A 22133-nucleotide genomic window follows, 5' to 3' on the forward strand; every position below is an offset into this window, starting at 1 on the left:
CAGCGAGGAATCTTCGCATGTCGCTTATAGATATCAATCAGGTCAGCAAATTCTTCCACAAGGGAGACGAAAAAATCACGCCGCTCGACAACGCCGAGTTGCAGATTGATCGGGGAGAGTTCGTATCGCTCATGGGAGCCAGCGGCACCGGTAAGTCGACCTTGCTGAACCTCATCGCCGGGATTGATCGCCCCACCTCCGGACACATCATCGTGGACAACGTCGACATCACCGGCATGTCACGAACCAAGCTGGCGACGTGGCGGGCCCGTAACATTGGTTATGTATTCCAGACGCACAATCTGATCCCGGTACTGACGGCGTATGAGAATATCGAACTCCCATTACTGTTATTACCGATGAATCGAGCCGAACGACAGCGCCGCGTTGAGCTCGCATTGACGGCTGTGGATCTATTGAACCGCGCCAATCATTATCCTCGCCAACTTTCCGGTGGGCAAGAACAGCGGGTGGGAATTGCGCGGGCCATTGTGACCGATCCCACGGTCGTTGTGGCGGACGAACCGACGGGCGATCTGGATTCGGAGACCTCGTCCCAGATTTTGGATCTCTTGCAACGGCTGAATGTCGAATTGGGGACCACATTCCTCATGGCGACGCATGATGTCGAAGCAGCGGCAATGGCCGGACGGCAATTAAAACTCGACCGTGGGAAGCTCATTGAAGTGGGTGAGCGCACCTTGGTTTCGATGCATCCGGAGGCCTCCTGATGTTTAAGTTTGCACCGTACCTGTTTAAGACCTTGTGGCGGCATCGCGTGCGGACGCTGTTGACGGTCAGTGGATCAGCGGTCGCCTTGTTTGTGTTTTGCTTTGTCCTTTCGGTCCAGCAGGGCCTCGAGCGACTCACACAACAGGACAATTCGGTGCTGGTCGTGTTTCAGGCGAATAAATTCTGTCCCGCCACCAGCCATCTTCCGCAAGACTATGATCGTGTCATCGGAAAGATGCCCGGCGTGCGTGATGTGCTGCCGATTCAGGTCTTCACCAATAACTGCCGTGCCAGCCTGGATGTGGTCGTCTTTTATGGAACCCAAGTCGAGAAAATACGCAGGCTGAGAAATTTCGAACTTGTAACAGGAAGCTGGGCCGATTTTGAAGGCCACCAAGACGCGGCCATTGTGGGACGCGCGTTGGCGACGCGGCGCGGTATCTCAGTTGGAGAGAAATTTTCCATTGGTGATGTCACGGTGGCCGTTGCCGGGATCTATACCAGTGAAAACCGAGCGGAAGAGGATTACGTCTACTGCCATCTCGATTTTTTACAACGAACGCACGGACTCGATCTGGTCGGCACCGTCACCCAGCAAGAAGTCTGGCTCGACAACTCCGCCGACCCTGACCAGACCGCTGTTGCCATCGATGCCCAATTGAAATCCGGGCAGATCGAGACCGACACTCGAACCAAAGGAGCCTTCCAAGCGTCCAGCATCGCCGATCTTGTCCACTTGATTGATCTGTCCCATTACCTAGGCTGGGCCTGCTTGTTGTTAATGGCGGTTTTGCTGGGAACGACCACGATCATGACCGTCGAAGATCGCATCGGAGAACATGCGGTCCTGCAAACGTTGGGGTTCACGACATTTCGCGTTTTTCGACTGGTGATGTCCGAAGCCGTTCTGTTGAGTGTCCTCGGCGGCTGCCTGGGCACCGCGTTGGCAACAGTCTTCCTCTTCGAATCAGGACTGTCATTAGGAGCCGAGGCGGTGAGCATTGCGATTGTGCCGACATGGAACATGGCCATCTATGCGGTGGTCACTTCGTTGGTGATCGGCATCATCGCCGGAATCGCCCCCGCCACACACGCCGCTCGCGCAGACATCGTTACTTCACTACGGATGGCTAGATAGGCATCTGACTTCGAAAGAGCGGAGCATCGCCGCGCTCTGACTTGATGATCTCTTGCGCTCACTCATGACGGTCTCGTTAAAAGGAACTTAGGTCGGTTGTATTCCTAGTTAAGTAGCAAGCTATGTATGCAGAAATCTCAGAAATAATAGATTCTCCCACAGAGAAAAATCAAAACCCTTCGCGGCTGATATTGACGGCGCAGGATTTGTATGAGGGTTGCCGGGAATAGGGGTCGAAGACCGGGTCGGTGAGGCGGTTGGTGGTTTCGTAATGCATGGGGATGAACAATTGACCGGCCCGAATGGCGTGTGTCACCATCGCCTTGGCCCGCATGCGTCCGCGTTGGGACTCGACGATTGTCCATTCACCCGGACGGATGTTCAGCGCGCGGGCATCTGCGGGATTGATCTCGACGAATGGATTTTCCGGATACAATTTACGAAGCACAGCCGACTGCCGAGTGCGGGTTTGCGTGTGCCATTGCGCTACGGTTCCGCGTCCGGTGAGTAGAATGAAGGGATAGCGGTGGCTTGGTTTTTCCGTAAGGGGTCGCGGATCCTCAAATAGGAACTTGGCTTTGCCATCGGCGTGAAAAAACTCTCCATCGGCGAACAACCGTCGCTCCCCAGAAGTCTCCGTTCCGTCTGCCGAATAGGGCCATTGAATTCCGCCCGCTTTGTCGATCATTTCATAATCGTCGATCCCTGAAAAATCACACGGCATTCCGCGTGCGCATTCCTTGAGCAATTGAAATACTGCCTCGGGAGATTCCCATCGCGCAAACATGTCGCCGCACCCCCAATACTCGGCGACTAGCTTGAAGATCGAAAAATCGGCGAGTGCCTGTCCCGGGGCGGGTCGCAGTTTTTTGACTAATCCAATGCGCCGTTCGGAATTGACTTGTGTCCCTTCTTTTTCCCCCCAGCCGGCGGCGGGCAATACCAAATCAGCCATCTGGACGGTTTCGGTATTCCCGTACATATCTTGCACGACCAAAAAGTCGAGGCGATCTAAAATGTCACGGCATTGGGTTTGGTTGATCCAGGAGTGCGCCGGATTGGTACAAATCACCCACAGGCCTTTGATTTTTTCCCGTAGAATCCCCTCGATGATTTCGTCGTAGGCCCAACTGTTTTGGGTAGGGATCACCTCACTGTCGATGCCCAAAATGCCAGCGATTTTTTCGCGGTGCTGTGCATTGGCGAAGTCATGTCCGCCCAGCAAATTCGTGGTGTTTGAAAACAGCCGCGACCCCATCGCGTTGGCTTGGCCGGTGATCGAGTTCGCCCCCGTGCCAGGCCGGCCGATATTGCCGGTCATCAGCGCGAGGTTGATAATCGCCTGCGCGGTGCGGACCCCTTGGTGGCTTTGATTGACCCCCATCGTCCACCAAAAGGAGACACGCTTTCCTTCGTGGATCAATTCGGCGAAACGCTGAATTTGTTGTTCTAACAACCCGGTTTCGCGCGCAACGCGCTCCAGCGAGAACTGTGCCACGTACTCCTGGAATTCGTGATACTCAGATGTGTGCTGATCAATAAAGTCGTGGTCGACCCAATTGTTCTCGATCAAGATGCGGGCGATGCCGTACAACAAAGTCTGATCTGATTTGGGAGCCAACGCCAAATGCAACGACGCATTCATTGCCGTTTCGGTCATGCGGGGATCGACGACGATAATTTCGGGATCGTGTGGATTGCGCATCACCCGTTCCCACATGATGGGATGCCCAATACAGATATTGCTACCGATCAACACGATGACGTCCGATTCTTCGAAATCGGCGTAAGTATAAGGAGGTGCGTCGAAACCGAATGCCTGTTTGTATGCGACAACGGCGGTCGCCATGCATTGCCGCGTATTGCCGTCACCGTGCACAATTCCCATGCCGAACTTAGCCAGCGCGCCGAGCAGCGCCATTTCCTCGGTGGGAATTTGCCCGGTGCTGAGAAATGCGACCGATTCCGGTCCGTGCTGTTTTTGTATTCCTTGAAACCGCTCGACGAACGTCTGCATCGCCGTGTCCCAAGTGACCGGCGCTAACTTGCCCGAAGCATTGCGTAACATCGGAACCGTTGCCCGGTCCGGCGAATCGAGGACGGTCAGCGCTTCCCAACCTTTGGGGCAGGCCATGCCTAAGTTCACCGGATAGTCGGTGGTCGGCGTGAGTGCGACAGCGGTTCCGTTCTGTAAATGGACATTGAGCCCACAACCGGTCGAGCAATAGCCGCAAACCATATTTGTGGTCGCATCGGGCAGTTGCCGCGCGGGGACTTTTCCAAGCCCGAACTCGCCCGGTTTCAACAGCAATTCCCGTGTGAGCGGACCGGTGCGTTGATGCAATAATGACTGCAACTGGTCCATCCGTGTCGGATCGGCGGTGCTACTCATGATCGCAGCCCTCCCGGCATGCGTGGTGCGGAGACCGCGGCGAAAAACTGGTAGCGCTCCAATAGTTCCCCCGCCAAACAGGCGACGAACAGCATGACGACGGTTATAATCGTGGCCACTTCAGTGGTCCGCTGTTGTGTCATCAAAAATACGGGCATCACCACACCGCCCAAGACCCCTAGGGCAAACCGCGCAAACGTCTGATTCGAGAGCGGCCCGACGAGCAGTTGCGCAGACCGTTTCAAGGGACTTACCCGCCGTGCTGCCAGATGGCTCAGCATTGACAATTCAAACACAAATTTACAACCACTGGTGACAATCAACGCTTGTAGCAAGGTATCGCCTACGTCGCGCGACAACTGCTGTGCGGCCGGATTGTTGAGGACTGTGCCCAACAACAGAATCGATAGCCACGTGGCGGCGATCCCCAATATGGCGGATGTGAGATAAAACTTGGTCGCGGTCTGTGTGAAGCTCCAAAATTCGCGTTGTGTGAAGACGTAAATCATGACCGAGCAGAAGACCGCCACAACTCCAATGGCCGTGACGCCCCAGCTTAAGGACACGACGACGGTGTCGGGAATGCCGGGGACCCAAGCTGCAGCGGCGTAGACGCATGCGGCGCCGGCGAAGACTCCGAACGCTACGATTTCACGACTCAGCCAGGAATGCTTTAAGCCGACGATAGCGCGAAACGCATATTGTGGCCGCCCTAGGTGAAAGGTACTGGCGGTCAATGCCAACAAACCAAAGCCGAGCGCGCTGGCCGCGTGCAGTTGTCGAAAGGCAACCATGAAATCGGTGCCTAAGCGAGATTCGAGAACACTGCCGACCACGAACGCCCCGACGGACAATTGTGTGAGGACCAACATCACAATCAACGGCCAATGCGGATGCTGCGGGTTGGTGGCGTAGTAATCGGCGGGCAGCATGTTGCGGGGATAGACCCGTGATGTCTTATAGCGCGTTGTGGGCAAGGTGATGTGCGGTTCGGGTGCTGCGGGCAGAAAGTTGTCTGCTTCGGAATCTTCGATCACCTGCTGAACATCGACGACCGTGATGGCGATTGCTTCGTGTGGACAGGCTTGCACGCACGCGGGTGCTTCTCCATCGGCCAACCGGTCGCTACACATGTCACACTTGCGAACGATCCCTTTGCCGCCGTGATATTTGGGGACGTCATAGGGACAAGCCAAGGTGCAATATTGACAGCCAAAGCATTGATCGTCGAGATGTTTAACGATCCCCGTTTGCGGATCCTTCTCATAGGCATCGACCGGGCAGGCGGACATGCAGGCCGGCTCGAGGCAGTGGTGACAGGCGGTGGTCACGTGTTGCATCATGGGGTTGGTGGCTGTCCCCCCCACTAGCAATCCGACGTCGCGCCACGCTTCCTCTTCATCTAAACCGTTGAGCGTATGACATGCGGTGACACAGGCTTTGCAACCCGAACAACGGTCGAGATCGACTTCGAAGGCGTACTGTTGTCCTGGACCAGGGGCGGAGGTCGGTACGAGTTTCGAATAATAACGGGACTGTGCAGGCAGGCCGCCCAGATCATGGGCGCGGGAGAATTGCTCGACAGCGGTCATTTGTTGTTGATCGTTCAATAACCGTTCGATCAACGTGGGACCATCTGGAGGAACGCCCAGTATCGGGAGCGAGGAGTCTTTGCCCCCATCGGCAACTCCGGTTGGGTTGCCGTTTTTTTTGTGCAGGGTGTCCATGATTCCGTCCGTCAAACCCCCGCGGGTGCCGGGGTCGCGTGAAACTGTTCGGTATGCACTCGATCCTCGGGCACACCCACATCGATCAGTGCGGCACGCAACTCATCCATAAACTCGTTTGGCCCACATAAGAAGTAGCGACTACCCGTTAGGTTCGAAACGAATCGTTGCACACGCTCAAAATCAATACGCCCCACTTCACCCGTCCAAGAATCATCAGGCTGTGTGAGTGAAACGACATATTGAAACGCGCCGCCCTCAGCAACGAAGCTGCGACATTCTTCGTGAAAGATAATGTCGGATTGGGTGCGTGCCCCGTACAACAGGGTGCACGGATTGGAACGGCCGGTATCCTGCAAGAACCGCGTGATCGCCATCATGGGCGTGATTCCGCTACCGGTGGAGATCAAGACCAACGGTTCCCGGTGACGGTCCGGATCAAAGCAAAAGCCCCCCAGCGCTCCTTTGATACGAAGCTTGCTGCCCGGCTGTATGTTTTCAAATAAGTAGTTGGTGGCGATTCCGTCGGGATTCAACTTTATGGTCAGATCGACGTGCTGGCTGTCTGTTGGTGAAGAGCTGATCGTGAAACTGCGCCACAGTTCCCCTTCTTCGACCGGTATGCATAACTGTGCGAATTTTCCGGGGAAATCCTGCGGCAGGACCGTTTGAGAGTTGTCCAAACGAAAGGTACGGACGTTAGGAGTTTCGGCGATGACATCCAACACGCGTAAGGATACTTCGGCGGCTTTGACCGCTGTAGCCGGTGACAGGTCCGGAATACCAATGCCCCCGGCATTGCTCCCCGTTTTAATGAAAACGTCGCCCCCTTCGATCAAAGTCTCATACGTTTTCACAGAGTGTCCAGCGGGAGTCACGCTGCATCCGGTACAGACGTCGAACTCCCATTGATGCCAAGGGCAGGTGACGACACCGTCGGCGACTTCTCCCTCGGCAAGCGGTGCCCCTTCGTGGGGACAAGCGGCATCGGTACAGGTTACTTTGCCATCGACTGCAAACAGTGCGTACTCGCGTGCTTGGACTTCGACCGTGAGGCTCCCGGCGTCTGACAGTTTTTCCAACTTGGCGGCAAAGTTAAATCCGTCGGTCCGCACCGGTGTTTGTTCGAGCGATTCCTCTGCGGTTTCCGCTGGTAATGTCTCATCGTCTAAGCGGGCAAAGTGACGCCGTAATCCCGCGCAACTGGGGCAAAAGACCGGTGGGTCTTCACCGATGTGGCGATGATCACAGCTTTCACACAACCAGACCGGCGGTTGGTACTCATCATCACCAACCTTGTTGGCCTTGGCAGCTTGAAGTTTCTCTCGCCAGTAAGCACTGAATGTCTGTCCCGGCTTGTGCAACAGATAATATTCTCCAACAACGTCTTCAATGAGCGTCGGTAACTGATCGACATCCACGCCCAATTTATAGGGCATCCCCATATGGACCTGTCCGGCAATTCCACCGCCAAGAAAGACGTCGAATCCTTCGCGAGTTCCGATCAACCTTCGTACACGGACCCCTTTGAGTCCGATGTCGGCCGTGAAATGTTGGGCGCAACTCGATGGGCAACCGCTCATGTGAATGCGAATGCCGTGCAGTTTGAGAGCCCGTTTTCGCAACTTTTCGATCAGTTGCAACATCTGACCTTTAGTTTCGGTCACGGCAATGTTGCAGAACTGGCTTCCCGTGCAAGCCATGGTGTTGAGGTCGAATGGGTCAGCATGCACGCCGAGTCCCAGGGCCGCCGCATCGGTTGCCGCCGCATCCTTAAATCCGGTGGGGATGTTAATCACGGCAATCCCCTGCTCGTGCGTCACCCGCAGTTGGCCGTCGCCCCATTTTTTGCTGAGCCGGCCCAGTCCTTCGAGTTGTTGCCACGTCATGCGCCCCAAGGGGACCGATAGTCCCATCGTCCACAATTTAGGGTTTGCTTGGCGAAACCAGCCCACGAGTTCGTCGTGACTGGACGCCGGAGTCGGTTCGCTCACTCCCGGTTGCAAAGGAAAAGGCAGAGTCTCCTCCAACCATTGCAGCACGCCGCTGACGCCAATTTCGTCAACAAGAAACCGAAACCGCGCCGCATTGCGTTTGACCCGAGAGCCTTTCGTACGAAACAGATCCAATATCGACCGCGTCACATCGACAACTTGTTCCGGATAGATCAGCACCGGCAAATGCGACGCCAAGCGGGGGTTTTGTCCTTGTGTACCACCAATGAGCGTCTGAAACACAACTTCGCCATCGTCGTTGTGCGTTGCCAGGAAGCTAATGTCCTGCGTCCAAAAATGCGCCGAATGCTGATCGGTGCCATTGAGACAGATATTCATCTTCCGCGGCAGATCCGAATATTCGCGGCTATCGACAAACAGCGCCGTGACGTCGTGGCACAGTTGCCGCGTATCGATCAGTTCATCGGGAATCAATCCACTAAAAGGATGCGCGAACACATTGCGGATGTTATCGTGCCCCGTTTGTTTGGAGGTGACGCCCACCTTCTCCAGCCGAGCGGCAAATTTCGGCAGGTGCTCTATTTCCAGCCCTTGCACTTGAACATTCGCGCGCGTGGTGACATCGACAATTCCGTGCCCATATTCATAGGCCAAGTGCGCAATTTCTCGGGCCTGCTCGGCGGTCATTTCTCCAGCAGTAATCCTGATTCGGTTCATGTACCGGCCCGAACCGTCTCGTTTGCGGTAGAAGAAACCGTACCATTTCATTCGTTCCAAATCAGGTTGGGGGATCTCCTTTATGGGCGTACGGGCGGCGGCGTATTTCTCGCAGTCCTCCCACACTTCAAACGAATGTTTTTCCGCTTTCCAATCTTCAACAGGGTTGGCCATGTTGGTTTTTTCTTCTATCCGTATGAATTGGTCGTGTGTGTATTCTGCACAGCGAGTGGCGTTAAGAAGTCGCCGGGACGGGTTCCAATTCCAATGGCCCGGATAGGCCGACACCGGCCGCATCTGTGTGGAGCCGAGCTTCGGTTTCGGCAGCCTCACTGAAGTTCACCGCGAAACAAAAGAACGAACAGCATGTGACGATAGAGCCAAGAATAAACAACGCCGTCGGCCAGGAAAGCGACTCGGCCTTGAAGAGGAATCCTGCCGCAACGGCCCCTGCATTTCCGCCGGCCCCTACGATGCCTGAGACCGAACCCAAGGCCCGCTTGTTGATGAACGGCACCACAGAGAAGGTTGCGCCTTCGGACATTTGCACAAACAGGCTAAACAAGATCAAAGCCGGGATCGCCAATAGCAAGACATTCATCTGTGAAAACAGCATCAGCGCCAAACCTTCACAGAACAGCACGACGAATAACCATTTCACGCGTCCCGAAAGTCCCCATTTGGCACCAAACTTGTCGCCAAAGTGCCCCCCCAACGTCCGAGCAAACAGGTTCATTAATCCAAAGGAACCGGCAATCAATCCGGCGATACTGAGCGCTTTGACGCTGTCCATTTCTTGGAAGTAGTCAAAGTGATTGAGGAAATACAAAGTGGCTACGTTGTTGATCGTCAACTCAATGCCGAAACAGGTCCCGTAGATAATGAATAAGGCCCACACACGGTAGTCCTTCGCCGCTTCGGCAAACGTGCCTTTGCTTTCCTCTTTTTTAGGGAGCAAACCTTGGGCGCGTAGTTCACTAAAATTGCCGTCCGGTGCGTCCTGCGTTAAGAAATAGTAGGCCACGCCTGTCAACGCGCACATCAAACCGGCGACGAACATTGAGGCCCGCCAGCCGATTGATTCGCTGAAACCCAGCAGTGTGACGAATCCGGCAAAAACGAGCGGCATCACCATCTGTGTGACGCCCCCGCCGAGGTTGCCCCATCCGGCGCTGGTTGCATTGGCCGTCCCTACACAATTCGGGGCGAACATCACTGAGGTGTGGTATTGCGTAATCACAAATGAAGCGCCGATGGCTCCGATTGCAATACGGAAAATTAGAAACGTCGTAAAGTCGTGCGCAAAGCCGATGCACATCACCGGAATTGATCCAAGCAGCAGTAGCCATGTGTAGGCCAGTCGCGGACCGACGCGATCACACAACCAACCGATAAAGAGGCGGGCGAGCACCGTGATGGCCACCGACCCGATGATGCACCATCCAATTTGCGATTTGGACAGGCTCATCTCCTTTGCCACGATCTTCATCAACGGCGCAATGCCAAACCAGGCGAAGAAACAAAGGAAAAATGCAAACCAACTCATATGAAACGCCCGCATCTGCGGCGTCTTGAGAAGCTTGAAGTTAAAGATTTCACGCGGACCAAACCGAGTGGCTTTGTTTTTCAGTTCCATGAATCAAAAACCTGTAAGAGTGTAGATGTCAATCTGGCTCGCCATGCCCCACCAGCGCGCAAACTCTACGCCGAGCGATATCGCCTGGGCGAATCGCCACTAACTAAAAGCGTGCAACAATGGCGTTTGTTGGGATGGTCTTTAAACGAGGCAATAACGGTCTCGGGTGGGTGCCCGAGGATCGAGATGAAATTCATTGCGGCAGTTCGCCCTGTGAAGACAACCCCGCAAACTTGTCGAAAGACGCTCCCGTCGATCGAATGTTTGAATTGGTTTGGTTATCAAGCCACTTCGTTAGGTATCTCACAAAGCAATTTGTGTGCCACACCCCGATCGACCAGCTACAACTGCGAATTCTCACTTTGCGAAAAAGATGTTTTCCCACCGATTTTAAGACGAATCAGGCAAAGTGACCGGCTCGAGACTTAAGCTCCGTCGAGACCTCAGCCTGCCCATCCGATGGGCAGGTCTGGTTGAATTTCAGTGCAGGCTGCTTGCACTTGATCGCGTTGTGAGTGCGTGAGTTTTTCATGGTCATTTCTTACATGGCGTGCAATTGTTTAGACAAATAGCCGCGACTGCTGCCAAAGCAACGCCACAATGAAATGCTGCGTCCTAGCCGTTTCCCGGTGGAGAACGGTTTGGTACCCTGAAAGACTCACGGGGATATTTGCTGAGAAGTTTGTTGGGATGCGTGTTTATGAATTCACTCTCAAAGCTCAACACAGCCGTATTGACCGCCTTGATTTTACTGGCGGCGGCTTGGTGGGGACGCTCGGCGTTGAGTGACAGCGATACTCTAGGTGAGGTTGAGATCCACCAAATTCCCGGAACGAGGAAAACGGGAAAACCCGCGAAAGCTGTGCTCCAGAGCAGTGGGAGCCTCAAGTTGTCGGTCACCGAGGCGGGTCGACCGGTCTTCTGCCGCGTCAATGTCGTGGGAGTCGATGGAAACTATTACGAACCGGTTGATAATCCGCTGGCCCCCTGGAGCCTGTCTCGTTTAGGGAATCGCCAAGGGAAAGGTCCGTTTCGTTACTACGGTTGGTTTTTCTATTGCGACGGCCAGTGCGAAGTGGTCGTCCCGGCGGGTGCAACGCGGATCGAAGTATGGAAGGGCTTCGAATATCGTCCCGTCGTTGTCAAAACAGAGGTCGCGGTTGGGCAACCGACCGCGGTAGACGTACCGCTCAAGCGGACTGTCGATCTGGCGGCTGAGGGGTGGTACTCGGGCGATACGCACATTCATCTCGACCGCCGTAGTGAAGAAGAGGATCAGCGGGCACTTGATTTGCTGGCCGCTGAGGACATTCGTTTCGGTCACATTCTCTGCATGAATGACACGCGTACGTACCGACCGGTGATGGATCAGCAAATTTGGCATCAACTCAACGGAATAGGAAAGGAGTCGGTTCGCCGTCGCGGCGCTTACCAGATTTCTTCCGGACAGGAATACCGCTGCGGGACGTTTGGTCATATTTGCTTGATTGGCGGAAGCCGCTTAGTCGATGCGGATGGTTTAAAAACAGATCCCAACAATTGGCCGCCGTTCGGCATGGTGGCCGACGAACTACATGGCCTGGGCGGATTCGCCTTCCACGCCCATGGTGGATATTCCAAAGAGATCTACATCGACTTCGCGCAGCGCGCGACCAACGGCGTGGAGTTACTGCAATTTGCCGAGTACCGCGGTATCTCGTTGGAGGGGTGGTATCACATCCTCAACGCGGGCTATCACTTTCCCGCAGTTGGCGCTTCGGACTATCCCTATTGTCGCGCGTTAGGAGATTGCCGGACCTACGTACATTTGTCGGCTGCACCAACGTTTGAAAACTGGAATGCCGCCGCCGCTGCCGGCCGTAGCTTTTTTACGACCGGACCGTTATTGCAAGTGACCGTCAACGATAAACGGCCGGGCGATACACTCGCTCTTCCCGATGGCGAACAGGAATTGTCAGTACGGGTGCGCATGCAGAGCCTACTGAGCCCTGTCGATGAAATTCAAATAATCGTGGGAGGAGAAATCATTTCACGAAAGCAGTTGGAGGAAGCACAACGCACTGATCCGGTGGACTGGACCGACACGCTGAAGGTCCAGGATTCAACGTGGGTGGCGGTGCGCGCCTTCTCCAAGAGCGCCAGCAGCCGGGATGACTCTGAAGCTCACACGAATCCCGTTTATGTCAGCCTAGGCCAGCGCCCCGTCAGGAACGAAGCGAGCATTTTATGGTTGTTGGATAAGGTCGAAGAACGCATCGCGTTTCAGCGTAGCCGTGAATTTCCACAACGCGAACAAGTCTTGAACTACTTTCAAGCCAGCGACGACGCATTGAGGAAGCTGCTGAAATCAACAGATTAATTTTGAACAGCTGCTGGATGGCCGGGGCGATTTCGTCGTTACATTGAGTGTTGTTCGAGAAATCGAGCTGAGAAGCAGACGAATTAGCACGCGCTCAACTCGCCTGTCGTGCTCGCTTCATAGCCCGGCAAAGAGTCCAATAAACGGCGATAATTTGTCGACCGGACAACCTTGAGCAAGGCTTGGATGCGCGGGTCATCCAGGAACGCATTGGGAATGCATAGGTCGTAGGCTTCGATTTGCACGGGTAGAAAAACCAAACCCGCCTCGGAGCTGGTCAGTTCCACGCAAACTCCGGCATCGGCCCAACCGGAATTCACGGCGTCTGCCACGCCACGATGATTGTGCGCGACGCGTCGAGGGCTGCTGCGATTGCCCAGCAAACGGTCCAGACATTGCCGGGCACCAGATCCCGGCTCGCGGCCGACCCATCTCAGCTTTGAGCGCAAAGCCCCGCGTACGGACTTAATACGGGAACTAGACGCCACAGCGATTCCCTCTTGCCAGCGAGCGATGCGCAACAATTGATAATCGCTTCCCAGCACCTCCCGCACCACTTGGGCGTTACCTTCCGTCTCGTCCGCTGAGGAAAGATGTAACCCGGCAAGATGCACTTTGCCCTCTCGCAACAATTTGAGGGCTTCACGGCTGGAGTGAGACAATATCAACATACGCTGGCCGGTTGCTTGTGCAAATTCGCTCGCCAGCAATCCCGCAGCCGGATCGCAGCAGGCGATCACAAGGGTTTTGTTGAGAAGCCGTTGTGAGCCGGCTGTCGTCGACAATTGGGAAGCCCCGCTACCATCGGGCAGCAGCGTATACATCGGGGCCGTCTCGGCCGGGTACAACCAATGCCGTCCCCCAACTTCCGCTTGCCAATAAGGCTGCTTTGTCGTCTGTGGCTCCCAGGCCCAAGCGGGAGATTGTTCCGAAGCATCCGTCGGCCCGAACAATACTTCTACAGTCGTTTCCAACGCCAACGCCAATGCCAATGCCGCTGAGACGGACGGAACAAGCCGCTCACCCTCAATAGCGGTCACTGCCGTGCGGGAAATCCCCGCAAGCTGCCCCAGCTCCGCCTGCGTCAATCCAGCGGCAGTGCGAAGTTGACGAACACGATTACGGCTTGGTGGATTGGTTGTCATAGTCCTGCCATTCTACGCTTTTATCCTGCCATTGTCACTTCGCTCACAAACCGAAGAGCGCGGCCTCCCAACATCGCCTTGCGCTCGCGCAACAGCGTCCCCGGGAGGGCGAGTCCCCTACTGAGCCGCATCAAGGTGTTTCGTGTGGGAAAATGAGAAGATGTCCACGACCCAGGCAAGCCAAAGCTTTCATCGCAACTCGGCAGCAACCGCCCCTGCCCCTTGGGGAGAGACACAGCTCAAAGAACACCACATCACAGAGAATGCATTCACGCCGTACCGCTACTGGCGGGCCTGCTCGTCATCATTGTAGGCTACCGAAGGAGCCGGCGACGAAGGGTTTTGAGTGCTGAACGCTACCCAATGCCCGGTCTCGGTCACCGGATAAAGCCCGTGACGAACCTCCGGATTTAATGACCGCCAATGCTTTCGCTTGAACACCAAGATTTCCTGCGGCGATTGCTCGACTCTCTCCAAAACGCAAGAGGCACCGCGATCCGTATGCCGCACGATCTGCCCGTCATGACAAGCCTCGACGTAGAAGTTTGCGGAATTTTCATCACCCATGGGCAACACAATCGGCCACCCGCGCGCCTCCGTCAGTCCGGCAACCCGCGCGACGATCGTTTTTGTGGAATAAGCATCGTTAATCAACGTGCTCCCGGACGACAAAGCCATTGTCATAAAGAGCGGAATCCCCATACCCACGGCTGACGACAGGATCATCCCATCATTCTGCTGGTGGCCAAACCAAGCGGCTGCAAAGCACAAGCTGGCCGCTGCCAGAAATCCGAGGAATTCCACAGGCGAAACGGGATAAATCAGTTGGCCGATAAATGCGACCAGTAAAAGGAACGTGCTGCCGACGGTACTTACACGCAGCAATTTGAGCAAAGCGGCTTTCTCGGCCGACTGTAGCCAACGTACGAGAACAACCGCCACAGCCAACGCCAGACCCGCAAATCCGGGCACCACATAGGTAACCAGGATTTGTCGGCACAGGGTGAAAAAGACAGCCGGTGTCACTCCCCAAACAATCGCGTACATCAACCACAGATCGCGCGGCTGCGCCGCAGCATTTCGGCGACCGCGCCACGATTCAATGGCAAAGCGAACCAACAATGGTGTCCATGGCAGAAACGCGATGACCAGCATCACCCAACTCGCGCCATAAGGCTGTGTATGTCCACCGCCATAGCGATCACCGTAGTCGTGTTTCAGGTACCGTAAAATGTGTTCGTTGATCAAAAAGTAGCGCAGAAACCCCGGATTCGCCTGCTCCGCCAACGCGTACCAAGGAGCAGCTACGGCAATTGCAATCGCTGTCCCGGAACCCCATGGCAAACGCTTCAGTACCTTCCACTGGCGTGTTAAAGCCAACCAGCCCATGAGGGCTATCCCCACGAGCACAACAGACACCGGCCCTTTGGCCAAACATCCCAGTCCCAAGGCGAAAAAGAACGTCCGCCCCCACCCAAGCGAATTGGCGTCGTCAGCCACAAAGAACGCAAACGAGATCATGGCCAAGCAAACCGTGGCAGCGAGCGCCATATCGAGAATACACGCTCCACTGAGCACAAAGAATAAACCAGATGAAGCCAGTACCAATCCCGCCAGCAGTCCCACCTGGGCACTCCAAAACCGGCGGCCGAACAAGACCGTCATCAAGACAATCGCTCCCCCCAGCAGCCAACTGGGAAGACGCGCCGCCCATTCCGAGACTCCGAAAACCTGATACGCCGCGGCAGTCATCCAGAACGAAAGCGGGGGTTTGCCTGAGAAAGGTTTGAGTTGCCCGCGGAGATAAAACGTGGGTGTCACCCAATTGCCCGTGCGGTACATATGCCAACCAATTTCGGCATGACGCGCTTCGGTGTTATCGGTGACGGCAAGCGTGCCCAACGTCGCCAGACGGACAACAAAAATCGTAACAATGGCGACCAGAATCATGGCATTCGACGAGCGAATCCAAGAGCTGCTTGGGCGATCAGCGCTGCCGATAATCATTGCTCCCTCGAAAAAACAAATTTCCCGCCGCGTGTGAAGCTCAAATCCAATAACATTACATCTGGGGGTTTCGCGGGCGAAAGTCTGCAATTTCGCACAAAACGTTTCGATATTTCGCTCGTTACAAAGCAGAAACACCTATTTTCCTGGTCCCAGAGTGGCGTAGCGAGGTTCTTTATCTCATTCGGCCAAATGCGTCAACGTGAAATTGGTCTGGGGCTGCAGGACTTCAGGTCACGGCACTTGATTGGCATTCATTCGTCCCCTACCCGTATCATGCTGGGGGGCGACAGCTGTTAGCCAGATCTGCTCCGCCCGTCACCCCAAACCGCTGCCTTCGAATGACGGTCTTCTACATTCCTTTCTCAAAAAAGTTGACGAGACCCGCAATGTCCCAGCTCTACCTAGCCACTTTTGCAACCGCTCTCATTCAGCTATCGGCTGTCGTGCAGGCGAATGAACCGACGAACATTCCCGATTCAACCACATGCTTTGCAATCGAAAATCTGCCGGATGGGAGAGTCTCCTCCATCAACAAAGCAGATGCTGGTATCATCCGCATCGCTCAAAAGGGCGTGCAGACGCCAAACAACAAGGCGGCAAACGACGTGCGCAAGGCCGAATCGAGACTGGTGGAAAAACACACATTCAATGGCGGCGCCGCGACTCAGGGGCTAGCGCTGGCCAAGAAACACTACTTCACCTCTACATCAAGTTCGATCTTTCGTTACAACACTCATTGGAAACTGCTGGAAGAAAAGATGATCCGCATCGACGGTGTTAATCACATCGGCGCCATCGATTACCACGACGGATTTATTTGGGCCGGACTGTTGCATGGACCGGAAAACGGAAAACACGACCCAAAACTCGATCGGTCAATTATCGCAAAGATTCGCGACAGTGACCTGAAAGTCGTCAAGACGTGGGACATTTCGCAAGACGTGACGTGGATTGACCCGGTCTGCTTTGACGGACAACATTTGTGGGTCGGCGACCTCAGCGATCTTGGCATCCATCGCTACAAAATCGAAGGCGAGCGGCTGATTCGAGACGGGACCTTACGGTATCCTAAGCCAATGCATTTCTCGCAAGGAATTCGCGTAGTTGGAAAAAAGCTATACACGATTCATACATTTGGAGACATGGACGGGCTTTTTGAATTTGACTTACCGGAACGTCTCACTGACGACACTCTGAGGCCAACTCGCGTATGGCCTATCGTAGAGTCACTTTCGCATCTCGAAGGTTTCGATTTCATCCCTGGGCACCCCAGTCAAATCTGGCACGCGCAAGGCACACAAGTCGACCGGTATGAATTGTCAGACTTGGCCGATTGAACGAGTCGCGGTGTTCCTTCCAAGTAGATGCTGCCCCCCGCCAATGTGGTTGCCAGACTGTCGCTCAGCGATGAAATGACAATCTGACCGACCAACGAATCGTTCGCACATGTGCGCTGTTTGTGTTGCAGTGGCTGGCAGCCGCAATGTTTCTAAATGGAAAGAGCCAAATGGCTCGAATCACGCTATGATTACCGAGGAACTTGCACATTCTCACCACGCACGAGAGAATGTAGGGCTTGAATTCGCTCTCACTGCGTAACATGGAAGTGAATCGACTAGATCGCCACACTCTTTCCCATACGGATCAAATTATAGATGTCAGCTGAACCCTTGATTGCGGTATTTGTCGATTTTGAAAACTTGGCCATCGGCGTGCGTGATATGAAGGCGGGCAACTTTGAGATGCGGCTGATCCTCAAGCGGTTGCTGGAGAAAGGACGCATTGTCTTCAAACGCGCTTACTGCGATTGGCGAAATTATGCCGATGATGTGCGGAAGTTTCACGCGCAGGGCATTGAACTGATCGATATTCCGCAAACCAAAATGAGCGGCAAAAACAGTGCGGACATTCATATGGTCGTCGATGCGCTCGATCTGTGCTATTCAAAGCAGCACATCGACGCCTTCGCTTTGATTTCAGGCGACAGCGATTTCTCCCCCTTGGTTTCCAAGCTGAAAGAAAACAATAAGCGCGTGATCGGCTGCGGGGTCAAAAGTTCCACCTCTGATCTGCTAATCGCCAACTGCGACGAATTCATCTACTATGACGACTTGATCCGCGCAGCCACGAAAAGTCGTCGCGCACCCAAAAAAGATAAGGCAAAACCTGACAAGAAGCAGGAAGTCGCCGACCAACTCCTGGAAGTCTTGCATTCTGTGGAACAGGACTACGACATCGTCTGGGGATCCGCACTCAAACAAGCCCTGCGCCGCGTGTATCCGGGATTCAACGAAGGTTATTACGGCTACTCAAGTTTCTCCCAGTTACTGCAAGGCATCGCTGCTAAGGGGCTGATTGAACTCGATTACGACGAGAGTCGCGGTAACTACGAAGTCCGTTCCAAGGAAGAGTAAGCTGCGCTGAATTGTTGGATGATTCGGTGACGGGAGTCCGGCGTTCCACTCCATATCTCTGGAAAAAAGCCTATGAGTGACCGTAATCACTGCTTGGCAACAGCGAATTACCGACTCCATCACTAACGGTATTTTCTCCCAGACCTCTGACCACGGAAATTCCGCGCTCACGATTCGTAGACTGTCCCCGACCGGCGCTCTGGTAGGTGACTAGCCATTGGTCTAAAATCGAACGGCTGCAAAGGTTCCGTCCCGATGGAACGAATTCACAACCGGGACATGACCCCTCAAGGGCGTATAGACAATGCACAATCCTGTCCGTTTTGCGAAACAGATGTTCGCGAATTCTCTCTCTGCGTCTAGCACGCCGTTTGGGGCCTTGCTCCTCATTATCATAGCGACGCCCAGCGCATGGACGCGGGCGGATGAATTCAAACTCAACGGGCATACGTTTACATTGCCTGCAGGGTTTACGATCGAACAGGTCGCCGGGCCACCCGTTGTGGATCGCCCGATCAGCGGGGATTTTGACGAACAAGGCCGGTTTTATGTCTCTGATTCGAGCGGATCAAACGAGAAAATCCAAGTGCAGTTGGAGAAGCGTCCGCATCGTCTGCTTCGTCTGGATGATATCGATGGCGATGGCCATTTCGACAAGAGCACTGTTTTCGCCGACAAGATGATGTTTCCCGAAGGGGTGCTGTGGCACGAGGGATCGGTTTATGTGGCGGCCCCGCCTGAAATCTGGAAACTAACCGACACCAACGACGATGGTTTCGCCGACAAACGCGAAGTCTGGTTCGATGCGAAGACGCTGACCGGCTGCGCCAATGACCTGCATGGCCCTTACCTCGGACTGGACGGTTGGATCTACTGGTGTAAAGGAGCTTTCGCCGAGCAAACTCATCCGCAACCAGAGCGGCCCGATTTGGTCACCAAGGCATCCCATATCTTTCGCCGACACCCCGACGGCGGTCCGGTGGAATCGGTGATGACCGGCGGGATGGACAATCCGGTGGAAGTCGTCTTCACGCCCGGCGGCGAGCGGATTTTCTCCACCACGTTTTTTCAACACCCAGCTGGCGGTTTGCGCGATGGGTTGATTCATGCCATTTACGGCGGAGTCTATGGAAAAGAGCACAGCGTTCTCGATAGCCATCCGCGAACCGGCGCGCTCATGCCGGTCCTCACACATCTCGGCGCCGCTGCCCCCTGCGGGTTGGTGCGTTTGAAATCCGATCAGTTGGGCGAAGGATATCGTGACAGCATCATGACCTGCTTGTTCAATATGCACAAAATCACCCACCAAGTGCTCGTTCCCCACGGAGCCTCATTTGAAACGCAAGACGAAGATTTTTTGGTCAGCGACAACTTGGATTTTCACCCCACAGATATCATCGAAGATGCCGACGGTAGCCTGTTGGTGATCGACACGGGCGGTTGGTACAAGCTCTGCTGTCCGACATCGCAATTGCACAAGCCCGACATTTTAGGCGCCGTCTATCGCATTCGCCGCACCGGAGCTCACGAAATCAGCGACCCGCGAGGACTGGCGATCGACTGGAAAGAGATCACCAACCCGCAGTTGGCGGCCCTTTTGGGCGATCCGCGACCAACGGTTGCGCAGCGGGCGATAAAGCAGTTGGGAAAGCAAGGCGACGAAGTAGTCACGCTGTTAAGCGACCTGTTAAAAACATCGCATAATCCACAACAGCGACTCAACATTGTTTGGACACTCACACGCATTGATGCGCCTACGGCACGCGCCGCTGTCCGTGCTGCACTGTCGGATAGCGATGAAACCGTGCGCCAAGCGGCGCTACATTCAATCAGCCTACGGCGCGATGCCGAGGCAGAACAATCGCTGGTTGCGATGCTCGGCAATTCTTCACCCAACAATCGCCGCGCCGCCGCCGAAGCGCTGGGCCGTATTGGTTCGGTCGAAACGGTCGACAAGCTACTCGCCGCGGTAGACGAAACAACTTTACAAGATCGAGCATTAGAGCATTCACTGATTTATGCAGCGATCGAAATTGGTGACCCGGCGCAGACTCGACGGGCATTGGCGCATGCCAATCCCTTGGTGCACCGCGCGGCTTTGATTGCCCTCGACCAGATGCCCAACGGTGAACTACAGGCGGCCGATGTTGTCGGGTTGTTGGATTCGCCAGAGGAACCGCTGCGAGAAACAGCGTGGTGGATTGCGGAAAGTCATCCGGAATGGGCGGGCGAAATGGCGGCAGTGTTTGAAAAGGCGGTGCATCGCCCACAAACAGATCCCGAAGAACTCACAGCGTTCTCAGGGCGTTTGGAACGTTTCGTCAAAGATCCCGGGGTGCAAGCGGTGATGGCGACCGCATTGACGGATCAATCCATCAAGACCGAAGTTCAGGCGGCAGTGTTGAATGCAATGATTTTCAGCGGCCTGAAAACAATGCCGGCTGCTTGGTCCGCGCCGCTACAGAAACATCTGTCCGCAACCGACGCGGCGTTGCTGGAAAAAACCGTCAAAGCGGTCAGCACGCTCTCCAATGGCAAACCATCCGCCACAACGGCGACCCAATTGCGAAGTATTGTGAGTGATGCCACGCTCCCCGCACAAATTCGCCTCCAGGCGCTGGTCGCTCTCCCGGCAACGGACCGGAAATTGAATCGCGATCTGTTGGCATTCCTCTGCGAGAATTTAGACATTGAAAACGGGATCTCGCTGCGGTCACTCGCGACGGACATTCTGCTCAGCACGCCGCTCAGCAGCGCGCAGTTGCAAGTCGTTGCCGACGCAACTGAGACGACCGGCCCCATGGAGCTCAAACGGCTCATGGAACTGTTCACGAAATCCGGCGACGCGCAGGTTGGGACAAAATTGGTCAATGCCCTCGCAAACTCCGCGTCGGTCTCTTCGTTGTCTCCCGATGAACTCCGCAAGCAGTTCGCTGTGTTTGGCGGGGATGTCCTCACCAGTTCGCTCCCCTTGCTCGCACGAATCGAACGTGAGAACCAACAAAAATACCAAAAGCTAGAGTCGATCCTGGGCAAGCTCGACCAAGGCGACATCCGTCGCGGCCAAAAGGTGTTCCACAGTTCCAAAGTCTCTTGCATCGCCTGCCATGCGATGGGATATCTCGGCGGCCGCGTGGGACCTGACCTGACACGAATCGGCGGCATCCGCAGCGAGCGGGATTTACTGGAGTCGGTCCTGTTCCCCAGCGCCAGTTTCGTGCGTAGCTTCGAGCCGACGGCGATTGCTACAGTCGACGGCAAAGTCCACAGCGGGATTATTATCGACGAATCCTCGACTGAGTTGGTGTTGCAGGTGGATGCGGAGAAAGCTCTACACATTCCCATTGATGATGTCGACGAACGCGTTGAGGGAACGGTCTCCATCATGCCCGATGGTCTCGACAAACAACTCACACCGCAACAACTGGTCGACCTGATTACCTTCTTAAAAGCTTCGAAGTGAATCACGGCCCCTATTGAGCAGCACGTTCGTAGATCGCTTGAACGACCTGCAGGCAGCCCCGATGCAGATTTCTCCACAGGTTTTCGGCCTATTCCCCAAACTGTGCTCCCGTGACCACCGGCGGTCCGAGTGACGGGGCGTCTGCAAGTTTCGGTAGTAATTCTGTGATTCAAGCCAAACTCACCTCCGTCTTGTCTGTCCAGGAGACTTTGCGGAAACCCGTGTCATCGAGCATTTCACGCATCGCCTCTGCGGTTGCGAGAAAGTTTGCTCCGCCTCGCTACGAATAACCACGACCATGATAATTGTGCGCGGACTTGCGGCGACGGGTAGTCTGAGCAACCATTAAACGTTCCGGTAAGGGATTGAGTCGGCCAATCCACGAGATTGCGCTCTCGCCCTGCACAGCCACTCCGGTTGCCCACGATTCGGACACACCGCACAC

Annotated in this window: 12 protein-coding genes; 6 read left to right on the forward strand and 6 right to left on the reverse strand. The window is 55.0% G+C overall.

The features are described from left to right. Positions 1–17: 17 nt before the first annotated feature. Positions 18–731, forward strand: coding sequence for an ABC transporter ATP-binding protein (locus tag CA54_RS28090; protein WP_146374342.1), 714 nt, complete (start codon positions 18–20; stop codon positions 729–731). Continuing rightward, positions 731–1870 (forward strand): ABC transporter permease, encoded by a 1140-nt coding sequence (locus CA54_RS28095; RefSeq protein WP_146374343.1) that lies wholly within the window; start codon positions 731–733, stop codon positions 1868–1870. Before CA54_RS28090 ends, CA54_RS28095 begins: the two co-directional genes overlap by 1 nt. 169 nt (positions 1871–2039) lie before the next feature. Here the strand turns inward: CA54_RS28095 and CA54_RS28100 are convergent, their stop codons facing one another. From CA54_RS28100 to CA54_RS28115, 4 genes are all read right to left on the reverse strand, one after another. Continuing rightward, entirely contained in the window at positions 2040–4262 is a 2223-nt protein-coding gene (locus tag CA54_RS28100) for a molybdopterin oxidoreductase family protein (protein WP_146374344.1), read from the reverse strand. Beyond that, positions 4259–5989, reverse strand: coding sequence for a DmsC/YnfH family molybdoenzyme membrane anchor subunit (locus tag CA54_RS28105; RefSeq protein WP_146374345.1), 1731 nt, complete (start codon positions 5987–5989; stop codon positions 4259–4261). The genes CA54_RS28100 and CA54_RS28105 overlap by 4 nt, the downstream gene beginning before the upstream one ends. An 11-nt stretch (positions 5990–6000) precedes the next feature. Next, positions 6001–8835: a Rieske 2Fe-2S domain-containing protein gene (locus tag CA54_RS28110; protein WP_197532918.1), complete on the reverse strand. Its 2835-nt coding sequence runs from the start codon at positions 8833–8835 to the stop codon at positions 6001–6003. 61 nt (positions 8836–8896) lie between these two features. Beyond that, a complete protein-coding gene (locus tag CA54_RS28115) occupies positions 8897–10297 on the reverse strand; it encodes an MFS transporter (protein WP_146374347.1) in 1401 nt (466 codons plus the stop codon). A 700-nt stretch (positions 10298–10997) separates the two neighbouring features. Between CA54_RS28115 and CA54_RS28120 the strand changes: the two genes are divergently transcribed. Then, positions 10998–12656, forward strand: a complete 1659-nt coding sequence (locus CA54_RS28120; RefSeq protein WP_146374348.1) for a CehA/McbA family metallohydrolase — start codon at positions 10998–11000, stop codon at positions 12654–12656. Positions 12657–12739: 83 nt separating this feature from the next. Here the strand turns inward: CA54_RS28120 and CA54_RS28125 are convergent, their stop codons facing one another. Further along, the gene (locus tag CA54_RS28125) at positions 12740–13801 is read right to left on the reverse strand and encodes a substrate-binding domain-containing protein (protein ID WP_146374349.1); all 1062 of its coding nucleotides are present in this window, start codon (positions 13799–13801) and stop codon (positions 12740–12742) included. Positions 13802–14083: 282 nt separating this feature from the next. Further along, entirely contained in the window at positions 14084–15808 is a 1725-nt protein-coding gene (locus CA54_RS28130; RefSeq protein ID WP_146374350.1) for an ArnT family glycosyltransferase, read from the reverse strand. Positions 15809–16197: 389 nt separating this feature from the next. On the opposite strand from CA54_RS28130, the gene CA54_RS28135 reads away from it, so the two are divergent. The 3 genes from CA54_RS28135 to CA54_RS28145 all read left to right on the forward strand — a co-directional run bounded on the left by CA54_RS28135 (position 16198) and on the right by CA54_RS28145 (position 21688). Beyond that, the gene (locus CA54_RS28135) at positions 16198–17148 is read left to right on the forward strand and encodes a hypothetical protein (protein ID WP_146374351.1); all 951 of its coding nucleotides are present in this window, start codon (positions 16198–16200) and stop codon (positions 17146–17148) included. 318 nt (positions 17149–17466) lie between these two features. Beyond that, the gene (locus tag CA54_RS28140; protein WP_146374352.1) at positions 17467–18225 is read left to right on the forward strand and encodes an NYN domain-containing protein; all 759 of its coding nucleotides are present in this window, start codon (positions 17467–17469) and stop codon (positions 18223–18225) included. 304 nt (positions 18226–18529) lie between these two features. Then, the gene (locus CA54_RS28145) at positions 18530–21688 is read left to right on the forward strand and encodes a PVC-type heme-binding CxxCH protein (RefSeq protein WP_197532919.1); all 3159 of its coding nucleotides are present in this window, start codon (positions 18530–18532) and stop codon (positions 21686–21688) included. The last annotated feature ends 445 nt before the right edge of the window (positions 21689–22133 follow it).

It is taken from the genome of Symmachiella macrocystis (genome assembly GCF_007860075.1).
Lineage (GTDB): Bacteria > Planctomycetota > Planctomycetia > Planctomycetales > Planctomycetaceae > Symmachiella > Symmachiella macrocystis.

What these genes read in the sequence shown, in the direction of transcription:
- CA54_RS28090 (WP_146374342.1), top strand. Translation starts at nt 18, where the DNA reads ATGTCGCTTATAGATATCAATCAGGTCAGCAAATTCTTCCACAAGGGA.
- CA54_RS28095 (WP_146374343.1), top strand. Translation starts at nt 731, where the DNA reads ATGTTTAAGTTTGCACCGTACCTGTTTAAGACCTTGTGGCGGCATCGC.
- CA54_RS28100 (WP_146374344.1), bottom strand. Translation starts at nt 4,262, where the DNA reads ATGAGTAGCACCGCCGATCCGACACGGATGGACCAGTTGCAGTCATTA.
- CA54_RS28105 (WP_146374345.1), bottom strand. Translation starts at nt 5,989, where the DNA reads ATGGACACCCTGCACAAAAAAAACGGCAACCCAACCGGAGTTGCCGAT.
- CA54_RS28110 (WP_197532918.1), bottom strand. Translation starts at nt 8,835, where the DNA reads ATGGCCAACCCTGTTGAAGATTGGAAAGCGGAAAAACATTCGTTTGAA.
- CA54_RS28115 (WP_146374347.1), bottom strand. Translation starts at nt 10,297, where the DNA reads ATGGAACTGAAAAACAAAGCCACTCGGTTTGGTCCGCGTGAAATCTTT.
- CA54_RS28120 (WP_146374348.1), top strand. Translation starts at nt 10,998, where the DNA reads ATGAATTCACTCTCAAAGCTCAACACAGCCGTATTGACCGCCTTGATT.
- CA54_RS28125 (WP_146374349.1), bottom strand. Translation starts at nt 13,801, where the DNA reads ATGACAACCAATCCACCAAGCCGTAATCGTGTTCGTCAACTTCGCACT.
- CA54_RS28130 (WP_146374350.1), bottom strand. Translation starts at nt 15,808, where the DNA reads ATGATTATCGGCAGCGCTGATCGCCCAAGCAGCTCTTGGATTCGCTCG.
- CA54_RS28135 (WP_146374351.1), top strand. Translation starts at nt 16,198, where the DNA reads ATGTCCCAGCTCTACCTAGCCACTTTTGCAACCGCTCTCATTCAGCTA.
- CA54_RS28140 (WP_146374352.1), top strand. Translation starts at nt 17,467, where the DNA reads ATGTCAGCTGAACCCTTGATTGCGGTATTTGTCGATTTTGAAAACTTG.
- CA54_RS28145 (WP_197532919.1), top strand. Translation starts at nt 18,530, where the DNA reads ATGCACAATCCTGTCCGTTTTGCGAAACAGATGTTCGCGAATTCTCTC.